General features: G+C 39.4%; 11 protein-coding genes. 1 reads left to right on the top strand and 10 read right to left on the bottom strand.

Annotation, left to right across the window (positions count from 1 at the left end):
• Window positions 1-24 precede the first annotated feature (24 nt).
• From pknB to MUB24_RS01420, 10 genes are all read right to left on the bottom strand, one after another.
• Window positions 25-2,052, bottom strand: a complete 2,028-nt coding sequence (pknB, locus tag MUB24_RS01465) for a Stk1 family PASTA domain-containing Ser/Thr kinase (protein ID WP_244700536.1) — start codon at window positions 2,050-2,052, stop codon at window positions 25-27.
• Window positions 2,052-2,804, bottom strand: a complete 753-nt coding sequence (locus MUB24_RS01460; protein WP_244700216.1) for a Stp1/IreP family PP2C-type Ser/Thr phosphatase — start codon at window positions 2,802-2,804, stop codon at window positions 2,052-2,054. The genes pknB and MUB24_RS01460 overlap by 1 nt, the downstream gene beginning before the upstream one ends.
• Before the next feature lie 60 nt (window positions 2,805-2,864).
• Window positions 2,865-4,208: a 16S rRNA (cytosine(967)-C(5))-methyltransferase RsmB gene (gene rsmB, locus MUB24_RS01455; protein ID WP_244700213.1), complete on the bottom strand. Its 1,344-nt coding sequence runs from the start codon at window positions 4,206-4,208 to the stop codon at window positions 2,865-2,867.
• Window positions 4,201-5,154, bottom strand: a complete 954-nt coding sequence (fmt, locus tag MUB24_RS01450; RefSeq protein ID WP_244700210.1) for a methionyl-tRNA formyltransferase — start codon at window positions 5,152-5,154, stop codon at window positions 4,201-4,203. The genes rsmB and fmt overlap by 8 nt, the downstream gene beginning before the upstream one ends.
• 298 nt (window positions 5,155-5,452) lie before the next feature.
• Window positions 5,453-7,858, bottom strand: a complete 2,406-nt coding sequence (gene priA, locus MUB24_RS01445; RefSeq protein ID WP_244700207.1) for a primosomal protein N' — start codon at window positions 7,856-7,858, stop codon at window positions 5,453-5,455.
• 2 nt (window positions 7,859-7,860) lie between these two features.
• Window positions 7,861-9,060, bottom strand: coding sequence for a bifunctional phosphopantothenoylcysteine decarboxylase/phosphopantothenate--cysteine ligase CoaBC (gene coaBC, locus MUB24_RS01440; protein WP_244700204.1), 1,200 nt, complete (start codon window positions 9,058-9,060; stop codon window positions 7,861-7,863).
• 108 nt (window positions 9,061-9,168) lie between these two features.
• The gene (gene rpoZ / locus MUB24_RS01435; protein WP_244700201.1) at window positions 9,169-9,369 is read right to left on the bottom strand and encodes a DNA-directed RNA polymerase subunit omega; all 201 of its coding nucleotides are present in this window, start codon (window positions 9,367-9,369) and stop codon (window positions 9,169-9,171) included.
• Entirely contained in the window at window positions 9,369-9,986 is a 618-nt protein-coding gene (gene gmk, locus MUB24_RS01430; RefSeq protein ID WP_244700198.1) for a guanylate kinase, read from the bottom strand. Before gmk ends, rpoZ begins: the two co-directional genes overlap by 1 nt.
• Window positions 9,987-9,993: 7 nt before the next feature.
• Window positions 9,994-10,254, bottom strand: a complete 261-nt coding sequence (gene remA, locus MUB24_RS01425; RefSeq protein WP_057986748.1) for an extracellular matrix/biofilm regulator RemA — start codon at window positions 10,252-10,254, stop codon at window positions 9,994-9,996.
• A gap of 118 nt (window positions 10,255-10,372) precedes the next feature.
• Complete coding sequence (locus MUB24_RS01420; RefSeq protein ID WP_244700194.1) at window positions 10,373-13,042, bottom strand: calcium-translocating P-type ATPase, SERCA-type; 2,670 nt, start codon at window positions 13,040-13,042, stop codon at window positions 10,373-10,375.
• Between the two features lie 141 nt (window positions 13,043-13,183).
• On the opposite strand from MUB24_RS01420, the gene MUB24_RS01415 reads away from it, so the two are divergent.
• Window positions 13,184-14,887: an Rqc2 family fibronectin-binding protein gene (locus tag MUB24_RS01415; protein ID WP_244700190.1), complete on the top strand. Its 1,704-nt coding sequence runs from the start codon at window positions 13,184-13,186 to the stop codon at window positions 14,885-14,887.
• The last annotated feature ends 283 nt before the right edge of the window (window positions 14,888-15,170 follow it).

The raw sequence follows: 15,170 nt of genomic DNA, 5'->3' as shown, positions 1-15,170 counted from the left end.
TATCTTCCTTTTGAACATGCTCTTTTATTCTTCCGGATATTCCACATCATCTTCCAATATGACTCTGTCTCCGCTCACTACTTTATAGCTTGCTTTACTTCCTTTTTCAATTCTGAATGTTAATTCCTTTACGGTCGTTTTCGAAATTGAGATCGTTTCGGCTGGGACCGACATATTATTGTCCATATCTTGAATCAATATCTGCACTTCTTGCGGTGTTGGTGTTGGTTCTTCTTTTTCTTGGTCAGCCTCTTCGTCTTCCCCTTCCTCTTCTTGATCAGGAGCAGGTTCGTAAGGAATTGTAATTTCTTTCGTAACGACCTTAAATGGGATTTCTTCTTTCCCTTTTGAGATGACAACCTTGACCTTGTCTCCTTGGGACAACTCTGTCCCTTTTTCCGGTTCTTGCGAAATTACTTGCCCCTCGTCTACTGTTTCTGAATACTCTTCAGCAGACATATCAATTTCTAAACCTGTTGATTCCTCATAGTCTTCCAGCCCTTTCACATTATAGCCGCTTAAGTCTTTTAACGTAATTTTTTCTCCTCCCCCACTCACAATAAAGGAAATCGTTGTCTCCTCTGGAACCACTTCTGATTTTGGACTGGGCGTTTGTTCGAGAATTGTTCCTGGCGCAGACTCATCATATTGTTCGTCTATCTTAATATTGTTATCTTTAAAACCTTGGCTTTTCAGCAATGTTTTTACTTCATCAATGGGATGTCCCGTATAATCAGATAATGTTATTTTTTCTTTCCCTGTACTCGTATAAATATTCACGGTATGGCCTTTTTTGACAGGTTTACCCGCCCTAGGACTCGTTTTAATGACTTTTCCTTCAGGAATTTCTTCATCAGGCATTTCGAAGGGGTCCTCTACGATTAATCCCTTCTTAGTCAGAATAAGCACTGCATCCTCATACTCTTCTCCCGTTACATCTGGTATCTCGAACGTCTGAGCCGCCTGTATCGCGGGCAAGAGGAACATAAAAAAGACGATGAGTAAAATAAGCAAGGCTGTCATACTTCCTATAATCCATGGCCACTTTTTCCGCTTTTTCTTTTTTGGCTTAGGTTGGTTATTGGGATTTGCAGCGATTGTCGCCTGTCCATTTTTTTGATGAGGAATCGTCTGGTTGTTCATATTTGAAATATCTTCTTCAGATATGATCGGAATCGCCTTCGTTGCCTCATGATCTTCAGGAATCACAAATTTTTGCTCGTGCAAACGATCCGGATTTAATGCTGTATCTAGATCTCTTTCCATCTCCTCGGCACTTTCATAGCGTTGAAATGGATCTTTTGCCGTCGCTTTTAAAACAATATTTTCCACACTTTGCGGAATCATCGGGTTCCAGCGTCTTGGAGAAGGTGTATCAGTTTGTAAATGCTTTAAAGCAATAGATATGGCCGATTCACCAAAAAACGGTAATCTTCCCGTTAATAATTCAAACATCACAATACCTAAAGAATAGATATCAGACTTTTTCGTTGCCATACCACCTCTCGCTTGCTCAGGTGACAAATAATGTACAGATCCTAAAACAGCATTTGTCTGAGTGATGGAAGTGGCGCTTAAAGCCATTGCAATTCCAAAATCAGTGATCATCACATGACCATTATGATCCATTAAAATATTTTGCGGTTTGATATCTCTGTGTATAATATGATTCTGATGGGCGTGAGCAACTGCTGAAGTCAATTGCTTCATAATATCAATTGTTTTTTCGATTTCAAGTGGATGATAGTTTTGGATATATTCCTTTAAAGTCATACCATCCACAAATTCCATGACAATATAATAGATATCATCTTCTTCGCCAACATCATAGATGCTGACAATATTTTCATGAGTTAAGCTTGTCGCCGATTGAGCTTCTCTTTGAAAACGTCGAATAAATTCATCTTCATTGGCAAAATCTAAACGTAATATTTTTATTGCGACATCCCGATCAAGAATCATGTCATGAGCCAAATAAACATTGGCCATTCCGCCTCCACCGATTAATCGGATCACTTTATAGCGGCCGCTGACTCTTCTTCCTATTAACATCAATCATCGCACCTGCTTTCAGCCTGTGCTTCTATAATGGCAATAGAGATATTATCTTCTCCACCATACTGATTAGCTAAATCGATTAAAGTAGTGGCTTTCTCTTCAAGCTCCATTTCTGTTTCAATAATCGCTTGCATTTCAGTTAAGGACACTTTATTGGATAATCCATCGGAACAAAGCAAAAGTTTATCATTTTTTTCCATCGTAATCGTAAAAATATCCATTTCTGTTTCCGGTTCCGTTCCCATTGCTTTTAGCAACATATTTTTTCTTGGATGAAATTCTGCATCTTCTGCCGAAATTTCACCAGCCTTCACAAGTTCATTTACAAGTGAGTGGTCTTCTGTTACCTGTTTAAATCCATCTTCATTCAGTAAATAACATCGACTATCACCAATATTGACGATCGTAGCAAATCCACCTAACCATAAAGCAGCAACTAAAGTCGTTCCCATTCCCTCACATTCAGGGTGAGTTTGTGCATGATCAAAGATCTTTTTATTCACAGATTCTATCTGAGTGCGAATCCACTGCTCAGCCATTTCTGGGGAAGCAAAATCATCCGTTTCCTCCCATAGTTTTTCTAAGCTGGATACTGCTAGTCTACTTGCTACTTCCCCTGCATTATGTCCACCCATTCCATCTGCAATAATCGCAAGATAATGATGAGCAGAATTCAAGAAAATCCCGCCGTTATCCTCATTATGGGGTCGAATTTTACCTTTGTCTGTTTTAAAAATAGCATTCATAGCTCTCTTCTCCTCTTTAAGCAATTCGCTTATCTATAAGGGTTAAGATTTTCAATCCACTTATTCACTCTTCTTTTTAAAGGCTGCAATAAAAAATCCATCTCCACCAAAATCTTGCGGCAATATTTGAATTGTATTTGCCTGAGGTTCAACTAAATGAGTTAAGCTTTCAGGTACATGAATAGGATGTGCTTCAAAATTTTCTTGTTGTCTTAAAAATTCGTTCACTGTTCCTATATTTTCTTCCTTGTCCACTGTACATGTACTGTAGATAAGTAAGCCGCCCTGTTTAACCGCTTTAGCAGATTCTTTTAAAATCTTTTGCTGAACTTGGCTAAGGGAGGTAATATCTTGAATGGTCTTAGAATATTTAATATCAGGCTTACGGCGCAAAACTCCAAAACCAGAACATGGAGCGTCTACTAAAACTCGATCAAACGATCCTGGTTGAAGTATTTCACTTGAATATCGGCTATCCATTACCTTTGCTTTTACATTCCTCAATTGGAGTCGTTCAGCACTTTTATTGATTAGTTTTATTTTATGTGGATGGAGATCTAGAGCTGTAACCTTACCCGTTCCTTGTAATTTTTCGGCAATATGTCCTGTTTTACCACCTGGTGCTGCACATGCATCAAGAACGGCTAAATGCGGAGATAGTTCTAATGCATAAGCTACCACCATCGAGCTCTCATCTTGAATACTCACTAAGCCATTTCGATAAACCTTTGAGTGGGCGATATTTCCTCTTAAAATTCTAATGGCCTCTGGAATAATAGGGCTTGGTTGGACATCAAACCCCTCTTCCTCTAGTAAAGGAATGACCTTTTCCTTTGTTGTCCTCATCCTATTTACTCTAGCTGTTTGAGTAGGTGGGAGTAAATTATATTGACACATTTCTTTTGTTTTAGTCCATCCAAATTGTTTGTTCCACCTTTGTACAAGCCAGAGTGGATGACTTGTTTCGACAGAAAGTCGCTCCAACGGATCATCAATAGAGTGAAATGAAGGAACACCCTGTCTTTGAATCTGCCTGAGAATTCCATTTACAAAGCTGGAAATCCCTTTAGAACTGCGTCTTTTTGCTATTTCGACGGCTTCAAATAAAATCGCCCTATCAGGTATTTTGTCTAAATAAACCATTTGATAAATGGATAAACGAAGTAAGTTGCGTACCCATTGATCAGGTTGCTTACGCAGAAAAGGTTTAAGATAATAATCAAGAGTTAATTTCCGTTGAATCGTCCCATATACCAATTCTGTTAGTAGACCGACATCAGGCCCTGTTATTTTTTCTCTTTGAATAATCTGATTCAACAGCAAATTACTATAAGATTGCTGTTTATCGATCATTTCGATGATGTGTAAGGCGGCTTCGCGCACAGTCATTTTCTTTTTAGTCATTATTTTGTCCCAATCTATCTCCGGGTTTTATAGAGGAGCCTGTTCCATGCAAAAATTGCTCTGTCGTCATTTTCTTTTTACCGGCTGGTTGTACTTCCAATACTTTAATACCCGTTTGATTTTTGGTGGCAATCGTAAAACTATCTTTGTCAATTGTTACAATCGTTCCGGGCGGATATTGACCTGGAATATCGGCCTTTTCTGCTCGCCATATTTTAAGTGTTTTTCCTGACCAAATTGTATAAGCGACAGGCCAAGGACTTAATCCTCTTATTTGGTTATAAATTGTTTCACCTGTTTCATCCCAATTAATTTTTTCTTGATTTCTTGTGATATTAGAAGCATATGTAGCTAAGTGATGCGCTTGAGGTCTTGGTTTTATTCGACCAGCTAGAAGCTCAGGAATCGTTTCAGAAAGCAAGGATGCTCCAGCCACACTTAATTTATTATGTAAACTCTCGACATCATCCGTTTCATCAATTGGAACCTCTACCTGACTAAGAATATCCCCTGCATCAAGCTGCTTCACCATATACATGATGGTGATACCGGTCTTTTCTTTTCCTTGCAGTAGTGCATAATGAATCGGAGCACCCCCTCTTAATTCAGGGAGCAAAGAAGCATGCACATTGATACAGCCATATTTGGGGCCATTTAATAACGATTCTGGAAGAATTTGTCCATAAGCTGCTGTCACTAATAAGTCTGGTTCAAGATCCATAATTTTCTTTACTTCTTCGGAATCACGAATTTTTTCTGGTTGCAATACGGGAATTCCGTGGCGTTCAGCTTCTTCTTTCACAGGTGGGGCTGTTAGCTTTTTTTTACGCCCAACAGGACGATCTGGCTGTGTCACCACCCCGACAATGTCATTTTGATCATCAATTAGTTTTTTGAGAATAGGCACCGAAAAATCAGGTGTCCCCATAAATACGATTTTCGTCATTTCCTCTCACTACTTTCTACCAATTAACTTTAGGCCCACAGGATGTGGGTCAGAACAGTGTTGCGCCAGGACGGCGCGTATTTAACTGTTCATCCTTTAACATTAAATTTGTACGTCGCTGAACAGGCGCTTGCGCTTTTCGCTGTCCAGCTCCAGCGCCTAGCGACTAGCAAACTTTCGGTTCCTTCCTACGATAAGTCAACATCGATTCATCCTTCGGATTCATCGTGTTTCCTTTATCTCGTCAGGACCCTAAAAAGTTTGTACGTCGCTGAACAGGCGCTTGCGCTTTTCGCTGTTACATCATGTTATAAGGGTTGACATCAATGGAGATGGTCAAACCTTCTTTGGTGTATTGTTTTTGGTAATGTTCTAGTAATTTTTTTAGGGTAGATTTTAACTTTGGTTCATGTTTGTATTTTATCAGACATTGATATCGATATCTATCATTGATTCGTGGAATAGGAGAGGAAGCTGGTCCTAAAATAACCGCTTGATCAGAAAGATTTGCTTGAATAAATTTCGTTATCTTTTCACAAGCTGAGATTACCTTCATTAAATCTTCATGACTAACGGTTACCAAGGTTAGATAATAAAAGGGTGGATAGGAGCCCGCTTTCCTCAAGATCATTTCTTGCTGATAAAAATGATCATAGTCCTGTCTACCTGCAAGTTCTACACTATAATGTTCAGGTGTATAAGTTTGGATGACAACCTCTCCCATCAATTCATGTCTACCAGCCCTCCCACTTACCTGTGTAAGAAGTTGAAACGTCTTTTCAGCCGATCTAAAATCGGGCAAATTGAGCATTGTATCTGCACTTAATACGCCAACAAGCGTAATATTAGGAAAATCCAATCCTTTTGCAATCATTTGCGTCCCCAATAAAATATCTGCTTTCCCTAATTTAAACTGATCGAGTAGCTTTTCATGCGCTCCTTTTCTGGATGTTGTATCGACATCCATTCTTATGATCCTTGCTTCAGGCAATACCTTATGCAACTCTTCCTCTACCTTCTGGGTTCCAGTACCAAAATAACGAATATGTTGACTTGCACATTCAGGACAGGTTTTCGGAACTCCTGTACTGAATCCACAATAATGACATTTTAATTCATTTGAAAATCGATGATAGGTTAAAGAAATATCACAATGGGGACATTGCATGACATACCCACAATCACGGCAAAGTAAAAAGGAGGAATGTCCCCTTCTATTTAAAAATAAAATCGATTGTTCTCGTTTTTCAATCCGATCCTTTAATTTATCAAATAATTCTGTTGAAAACATGGAACGATTTCCACTTCTCATTTCCTCTCTCATATCAACAATCGAAACAGAAGGCAAGGCCTTTTCATTCATCCGTTTGGATAATGTTAACAGGTGATATACACCTTTCTGTGCTCTTGCAAAAGTTTCAAGAGAAGGGGTTGCACTCCCCAAAACAACGGGGCATTGATGATGTTTTGCCCTTTGGATTGCTACATCCCGTGCATGGTAGCGCGGCTGCTCTTCTTGTTTATAACTTGTTTCATGTTCTTCGTCAATAATGATGATGCCTATATTTTCTAGTGGAGCGAAAATAGCCGATCGAGCCCCGACAACGACCTTCGCCTCTCTTCTTTGGACCTTTCGCCATTCATCGTATTTTTCACCGATGGACAATCCACTATGAAGGACCGCCACATCTTCACCAAACCTTCCTTTAAAACGATCAACCATTTGCGGAGTTAAAGAGATTTCAGGAACAAGCACAATCGCCTCTTTCCCTTTTTCTACTACTCTTTGAATAGACTGCAAATAGACTTCCGTCTTTCCACTCCCGGTTACACCAAATAATAGAAAGGTTTTATATTCATTTGCTTCTATTTTAGAAAGAATAGGGGTAATCGCTTTGGTTTGCTCTTGTGTAAGAGACAATGGCAAAGTGCGCTCAAATTCTTTGTGGGCAAAAGGATTTCGATACACCTCATCTTGACTCACCTGTAATATCCCTTTTTTTATAAAAGCCTGTATCGCTGTATGTGAGGTGCCACTTAATTCCGTTAAATGTTGCATCGTAAAACTTTCGTTTGGATGCTTCATTAAAAACAGTAATAGTTTCTTTTGTGCAGTAGCATTTGCCCTTAACCCATTCTGATAATCTTTTAATTTATCCTGATTCAGATGAGTTGTATACCTTTTTATGGTCTTTTTCTTCGCTCGATCTTTTAAATAGTAAATTACTTCTGCATTTCCTGCCTTTACTTCATCTCGTAATGTATGAAGTATCCCTTTTTGTTCAGCTTCCTGCCAAGGAAGTTCTGTTTGGTTTTCGAATAGTCGATCTAATACTGGGTGAGGATCCATATTGATTCGGCGAATATGCTTTTCATATTTTGACTTCATAGCCGCAGGAAGCATCGCATGATAGGCTGATATTTTAAAGGAGAGTGTTTCATCTGCAACCCACTCGCCTAATTCAAGCAATTCTTTATTAAAAACAGGAGTGAGATCTAGGAGTTCCTTGATCTCCCTTAATTTCTCAAATGTGCTTTCCGTCTTAATGTTCATTACAAAACCCTGGATCAGTCGTGGGCCAAAGGGAACGGCCACCCTCATGCCTGGCTCAATGATAGGAAGCCATTTTTCTGGTACTGTATAATCAAACACTTTGTCTGTTCCAAGCGCTGGTACATCGACAATTACTTCTGCAATCAACATGGCTAAGATTCCCCTACCATGTTTTGAATAATTTCTTCCATGATTTTTCTCGCTGTTTCACTTTTACTCAATAATGGCAATGTCTTTGGTGGATGCTTCTTTTGAAAAATCGTAACGATATTCGTATCGGCCGCAAAGCCTGCTCCTTCTGCCGTAATATCATTCGCTATGATCATATCCGCATTTTTTCTATTCAGTTTGGATAAAGCATGTTCTTCTATATTTTCTGTTTCAGCCGCAAACCCGACAAGAAACTGCTGCTTTTTTCTTTTTCCTAGCTCTAGTAATATATCTTTCGTTCTTTCTAACTCTAGTGTCAAATTGCCGTCCTTCTTTTTTAATTTTTGCTGTGAGACATGTTTAGGACGATAATCCGCCACAGCAGCACTTTTAATGACAATATCCGCTTTCGGAAAGTGATGTAAAACCTGGTCATACATTTGTGCGGCGCTTTCTACAAAAATAACTTTTACCCCTAATGGTGATGGCAATGTGCTAGGACCCGAGATAAGCGTAACATTTCCTCCCATTTTCGCCGCTTCTTCTGCTAATGCATACCCCATTTTGCCGGATGAATGATTGGTTAAAAATCGGACAGGATCAATTCTTTCCTTTGTTGGCCCTGCAGTGATCAGCACATTCTTCCCTTTCAGTGGCTGTGCCGGCTCAGAAAAATGTTGATGAATGAGTTCTGCAATTGTTTCAGGTTCTTCCAATCTTCCTTTTCCAACATATCCGCATGCTAAATACCCTTCACCTGGTTCAATAAAACGATGACCAAACTGATAGAGTGTGTTTATATTTTTTTGTACAGCTGGATGATCGTACATATGCACATTCATCGCTGGCGCAATCCAGACAGGTGCTGTTGTCGCAAGTAATGTTGTTGAAACCATATCATCCGCAAGACCATTGGCTAGTTTCCCAATCATATTTGCTGTTGCAGGTGCAACCAAACATAGATCCGCCCAGTCCGCCAAATCAATATGGGCAATCACCTCAGGATTATTTTCTATAAATGTGTCTGTGTATACTTCATTTCGTGATAAGGCTTGGAACGTTAGGGGTGATACAAAATTCATGGCTGATTCTGTCATGATCACTTTTACAGAGTAATCCGATTGGATAAGCTTGCTTGTAAGGGAGGCTGCTTTATAACAAGCAATGCCACCTGTTACACATAATAGAATATTTTTCTTCATTTCCTACACCCCCGTCTAAATGATACGAGCTGAATTACTATTATTATGTGTTTCCATTACAGAAAAGACAACCCATATCTATATAGGTTGCCTATGAAAAACCTCATATTATTGATTCGTTTCTTTCACTTTTAGGGCGCCTGTATAAATCTCTTCCAATGCCTTTCCAACAAATTTATGTGATTTGTATTCCGCTAATAAAGGATTCGACTCATCCTGTAAATGACGGGCCCTCTTGGCCGAAACGGTCACTAGGGAATATTTGGAATCAATCACTTTTAACAACTTATCAATAGACGGATAAAGCATTATTTTTCAACCTCCAACATTTTAATATATCTTCCAGCAATTCGTTCACTTCGAAGATGCTCTGCCTGCACAATCGTGTTAATCCGATCAACAGCCTTTTCCACATCATCATTTTCCACAATATAATCATAGAGACTCATTAATTCAATTTCTTTGCGAGCAGCTTCCAGACGGTTATGAATTAACTCTACTGATTCAGTGCCTCTACCAACTATTCTGCTCTGAAGTTCATTTAAGCTTGGAGGCATTAAAAATATAAATAATCCATCAGGAATCTTTTCCCTTACTTGTTTTGCCCCCTGAACTTCAATTTCTAAGAAAACATCTTTTCCAGCGTTTAAGGTCTCATTTACGTAATCCAAAGGAGTCCCGTAATAATTGCCTACATATTCGGCATATTCCAGTAATTTTCCATCCCGGATCATTTGTTTAAATTCTTCCCTGCTTTTAAAGAAATAATCGACACCATCTATTTCACCTTTACGAGGCGGCCTTGTCGTAGCAGAAATCGAATATTCAAATTGAGCATTTGGTCGTGAAAATACGGCCTTTCTTACCGTTCCTTTCCCAACTCCTGACGGGCCAGAAAGGACAATTAGCAACCCCTTTTCTTTCATTTTGTTCCTACCCTTCTTCATTATCGTCCTTGCCAAACAACCGTTGAGCCACAGTTTCAGGCTGAACAGCCGAAAGAATCACATGCTCACTGTCCATAATGATGACAGCCCTTGTTCTTCTTCCATAAGTAGCATCAATTAATGTTGCACGATCGCGCGCATCTTGGATGATCCGCTTGATTGGGGCTGATTCTGGCCTGACAATCGAAATAATTCGATTGGCTGAGACAATATTTCCGAATCCAATATTTAAGAGCTTTGTTTGCATAATGCTCCTCCAGTCAACTATCGGTTTTTTTAAGAATTTATATACATTTATATCATTTCATCACGAATTAAAAAAGGTAATAGAGCCTTGTCTATTACCCTTAAAAGTATACCATAATTTATTTCTTTTTTCTTAAAATAAAACTTCCCGCCAGTAAAAAAGTTGGTAATGCACTCATACCAGTAATTAAAAGCCAGTCAGTAGCTTCAATTGTTACGGTGTGAAAAATTGGTTGTAGAGTTGGAATGTAAATGACACAAAATGTCAATGCAAGGGATGAAAGTACCGACCATACAAGATATTTATTCTCAAATGGATTTCTTGAAAAAACAGATACTTCGCTTCGACAATCAAATACATGAATCAGCTGTGCCAAGATTAAAGTGGTAAAAGCCACAGTTTGAGCATAGTCAAGATTAGATGGATCTCTCTGATAAATAATCATGAAAGCAATTAAAGTGGATATTCCGATTAAAAAACCCCGTGAAATGATTTTCCAACCTAACCCTCTCGCAAAGACGCCCTCATTGACCGGTCGCGGCTTCTTCTTCATTACATTATCTTCCGGTTGATCTAGCCCTAAAGCCATTGCTGGTAATCCATCGGTCACAAGATTCACCCATAATATTTGAATAGGAACTAGAGGCAGAGGCATTGACATAAGCATGGCGAAGAGCATAACCAAAATTTCGCCAACATTGGAGGCTAGCAAGTAACGGATAAATTTACGAATATTTTCATAAATATTTCGCCCTTCATGGATGGCAGACTTTATCGTCGTAAAATTATCGTCCATTAATATAAGTGAAGAAGCTTCCTTTGCGACATCCGTACCTGTGATCCCCATCGCAATGCCAATATCGGCTGCTTTAATGGCAGGAGCATCGTTGATACCATCTCCTGTCATTGCGACGATATGTCCTCTATTTTGTAAGGCTTTGACAATTTTTAATTTATGCTCAGGTGTGACGCGTGCAAATACAGCCACATCCTCCACAACATCTTCCAATTCATCAACCGAAAGCTTATTTAAGCTTTGTCCAACCATTACTTGATCATCTTTTCCAAGAATCCCCAGCTTCTCTGCGATCGCACAGGCTGTAGCTTTATGATCCCCTGTTATCATCACCGTCTTAATTCCCGCCTGTTTACATTCTGCTACAGCCGCTTTTACCTCAGGGCGAGGAGGATCCATCATCCCCTGTAAGCCAATAAACGTTAAATCCTTCTCTATCTCACTTTCCTCTTGAGGATAATGAGTCCCTTGATATGGTTTAAAAGCGATCGCAATCGTTCTTAACGCTTGTTCGGATAGTCTCTGGACCGACGACCGGATTTGCTCACTTAGCTCCTCATTAAGCCATTTCTTTTTTTGATTCCATAAAATGGATTCGCATTTTTCCGCTAATACATCTGGAGCTCCTTTTGTAATCACAAATTTCTTACCATTTTCATCCCTGACAATCACACTCATCATTTTTCTCGCTGAATCAAATGGATATTCTTTCTCAATTGTAAATTGTTTTAATAATGATTCACGGTGGATTTCCGCTTTTAGTGCGGCTGTTAATAATGCGCCCTCAGTAGGATCACCATCGACAACCAATTCCCCCTCCTTCATCATCAGATCCGCATGATTGCATAAAACACCAAATGTTAATAATTGTTTGATTGATTTTTCATTCTTAGGATTTATTTTTTTACCATTATCGTAAAATTGATCATGTGCTTCCCCTTCTAATTGAAAGGTTTTCCCCCCACTCCAGATACGTGTAACGGTCATTTTGTTTTGTGTCATTGTTCCTGTTTTATCTGAACAAATCACAGACGCACAACCTAGCGTCTCAACAGCAGGTAATTTGCGCACAATCGCTTTTTTCCGAATCATCCTTTGAACACCTAAAGATAATGCCACTGTGACGATTGCTGGCAGTCCTTCTGGAATAGCCGCTACAGCAAGTGATACCCCCGCTAGGAACATAGTAAAGACATCATGTCCATGAAGGATTCCGACGATTACAACAAGCAAAGTTAAAGCCAAAGCAACGGCAATCAATATTTTCCCTAATTGCTGTAAACGTCTTTGTAAAGGGGTCGTCATCACCGTTGCCGTCTGAATCATATGAGCAATTTCCCCCATCGCTGTCTTCATTCCAGTTGCCGTCACGATCCCCATTCCATTACCACTTGTGACCAGTGTACCTTTAAAAGCCATATTATTTAAATCGCCGAGATTAGGAGAGGAGTCTTGAATCACCCCTGTATGTTTTGTGGAGGGAATGGATTCCCCTGTTAAAGCCGATTCCTCAATCTCCAAATTATTTGCTTGGATCAGCCTTAAATCAGCCCCTAAGCGATCACCACTTGAGAATCTTAATATATCACCTGGTACGACTTCCCTGGAGTTAATTTTCAACCATTGACCTGCTCGTAAAACCGATACCTGTGGGGCAGAAAGATTCCTCAATGCCTCAAGTGATTTCTCCGCTTTCCTTTCTTGAACAAACCCTAATATTCCATTTAGAAAAACAATCGCCATGATCGTAATCGCATCAATATACTCACCAAGAATTCCAGAAATAAGTGTTGCCCCAAGCAAAACAACGACCATAAAATCTTTAAACTGACTAAAAAACAATAAAATAGCAGACTGTTTTTCCCCTTCTGATATTTCATTCCAACCAAATTTCTTTCTTCTTGTTTCAACGGCTTTATCTGATAAACCTTGTGAAACGCTTGTGTTTAATGACTCCTCCACTTCACTTTCTTGCATTTCATAAAACTGCATGCCCCTCACCTCATCACTCTCTTTCTACCACATACAGAAGTTGTCCATGTACTAGCATGCATATTCAGCCAAAGAGGATTTCATGATATAATTTTATTCACGTACAAAAAATTCGAAATAAAATGGAAGAGGATGTTAAAAATGCCTTTTGATGGTTTTTTTACCCGTGCAATGGTATCTGAATTATCGACTCAACTTGTTGGTGGCAGAATTAGTAAAATACATCAGCCTTTTAAACATGAAATTGTACTTGTCGTGAGGGCGGCAAGGAAAAATTATAAGCTGTTCCTTTCCGCTCATCCAAATTATGCAAGAATACAAATGACAAATGATACGTTTGAAAATCCGCAAGAACCGCCGATGTTCTGCATGATTTTAAGAAAACATTTGGAAGGGGCGATCATTGAAGACATCAAGCAGGTTGAAATGGATCGCATCATCATTATAAAGATGAAAGCTCGCAATGAATTAGGGGATATTTGTTATAAAAAATTGATCGTCGAAATCATGGGGAGACATAGTAATATCGTTTTGGTTGAAGAAGAAAGCGGGACGATTATTGATAGTGTAAAACATATTCCCCCTGCCCTTAGTAGCTATCGGACGATTTTGCCAGGGGTCCCATATATTTCCCCACCGGCGCAAAACAAGCAAGACCCATTGGCAGCAACGAAGGAAGATCTTTTAAGAGCGATTGATTTCTATGCTGGAAAACTAGATAAACAGATTGTTGAGCATTTTTCCGGAGTCTCCCCTGTTCTTGCCAAGGAAATTGTCTTTCAGTCTGGACTGGCTAATAGGGAAACCGTACCTAAAGCCTTCCTTATGATCATGAAGCGACTCAATGAGCATCACTATCAACCATCGATTACGATTTCGCCAAATAAAGAGGATTTTTACTTATTTCCTCTTACAGTGTTTAAAGGAGAGACTAAGCAGTATAAGACTTTAAGCGAAATGTTGGATCGTTTTTATTACGGCAAAGCCGATCGCGATCGAGTGAAGCAACAAGCCCATGATTTAGAAAGATTGATGAAAAATGAGAAGGAGAAAAATGAAGGAAAACTAAGAAAATTGAAGATGACTTTACGGGAAGCAGAACAAGCTGACCAACACCAATTGCTTGGCGAACTATTAACAGCGAATCTGCATCTTGTCCATAAAGGAATGGAAGAAATTTCTGTTCCCAATTACTATGATGAACATTATCGAGAAATTACGATTCCGCTAGATCCGCGGAAAACACCAGCAGAAAATGCGCAAAAATATTTTACAAAATATCAGAAAGCGAAAAATGCTATCCAAGTGGTAAAAGAACAGATTGACAAAACGAAAAGGGAAATCGATTATTTTGAGGGCTTATTACAACAACTTTCCTCGGCATCTCCGCGTGATTTGGCAGAAATTCGCGAAGAATTAGGAGAAGAAGGCTATCTACGTTCACAGAAGAAAAATAGAAAAAAAGCCCAAGCAAAACCTGTCATCGAACAGTACCAAGCCAGTGATGGCACCGATATTTTGGTAGGGAAAAATAATAAGCAAAATGATTATCTAACGAATAAATTGGCAGGTCGAGATGAAATCTGGCTGCACACAAAAGATATACCAGGCTCCCATGTCGTCATTCGCAGCAAAAATCCCGATGAAGCAACGATCCTGGAAGCTGCCATGCTTGCCGCCTATTTCAGTAAAGCGAAAACTTCCGCCTCTGTCCCTGTTGACTATACAAAAATCAGACATGTCAAAAAACCAAATGGCGCCAAACCCGGATACGTTATCTATGATAACCAACAAACAGTATACGTCACTCCAGATGAAGATCAAGTAAGGAAAATGCAGAAATAGGGAGATAGGTGCCTGGCACCACCCGAAAATTGTCGAAAAAATAACACGTTACAGTACCTTCAAACAAAAATCCTTTATAAGAATATGCTCAAACATCTGCATTTCTTATAAAGGATCCGGTTAGATTTTTTATCTTAAGGAAAAAAGTATAAAGTTTAGTAGTGTTTGGATCTAGCTCCAGGCGCCATCAGCTCGAAGGCCCACAGGATGCGGGTCAGAACGGCGTTGCGCCAGGATGGCGCGTCTTTAGATAAAAGTTTGTACGTCGCTAAACGGGCGCTTG

Origin of the sequence: Lederbergia sp. NSJ-179, assembly GCF_022867885.1 — a bacterium.
GTDB lineage: Bacteria > Bacillota > Bacilli > Bacillales > Bacillaceae_C > Lederbergia.
The sequence above is the reverse complement of the archived record's forward strand: the minus strand, read 5'-3'. Positions and strand labels throughout refer to the sequence as shown.

What these genes read in the sequence shown, in the direction of transcription:
- MUB24_RS01415 (WP_244700190.1), top strand. Translation starts at nt 13,184, where the DNA reads ATGCCTTTTGATGGTTTTTTTACCCGTGCAATGGTATCTGAATTATCG.
- rpoZ (WP_244700201.1), bottom strand. Translation starts at nt 9,369, where the DNA reads ATGCTTTATCCGTCTATTGATAAGTTGTTAAAAGTGATTGATTCCAAA.
- coaBC (WP_244700204.1), bottom strand. Translation starts at nt 9,060, where the DNA reads ATGAAGAAAAATATTCTATTATGTGTAACAGGTGGCATTGCTTGTTAT.
- rsmB (WP_244700213.1), bottom strand. Translation starts at nt 4,208, where the DNA reads ATGACTAAAAAGAAAATGACTGTGCGCGAAGCCGCCTTACACATCATC.
- MUB24_RS01420 (WP_244700194.1), bottom strand. Translation starts at nt 13,042, where the DNA reads ATGCAGTTTTATGAAATGCAAGAAAGTGAAGTGGAGGAGTCATTAAAC.
- MUB24_RS01460 (WP_244700216.1), bottom strand. Translation starts at nt 2,804, where the DNA reads ATGAATGCTATTTTTAAAACAGACAAAGGTAAAATTCGACCCCATAAT.
- fmt (WP_244700210.1), bottom strand. Translation starts at nt 5,154, where the DNA reads ATGACGAAAATCGTATTTATGGGGACACCTGATTTTTCGGTGCCTATT.
- priA (WP_244700207.1), bottom strand. Translation starts at nt 7,858, where the DNA reads ATGTTGATTGCAGAAGTAATTGTCGATGTACCAGCGCTTGGAACAGAC.
- gmk (WP_244700198.1), bottom strand. Translation starts at nt 9,986, where the DNA reads ATGAAAGAAAAGGGGTTGCTAATTGTCCTTTCTGGCCCGTCAGGAGTT.
- remA (WP_057986748.1), bottom strand. Translation starts at nt 10,254, where the DNA reads ATGCAAACAAAGCTCTTAAATATTGGATTCGGAAATATTGTCTCAGCC.
- pknB (WP_244700536.1), bottom strand. Translation starts at nt 2,052, where the DNA reads ATGTTAATAGGAAGAAGAGTCAGCGGCCGCTATAAAGTGATCCGATTA.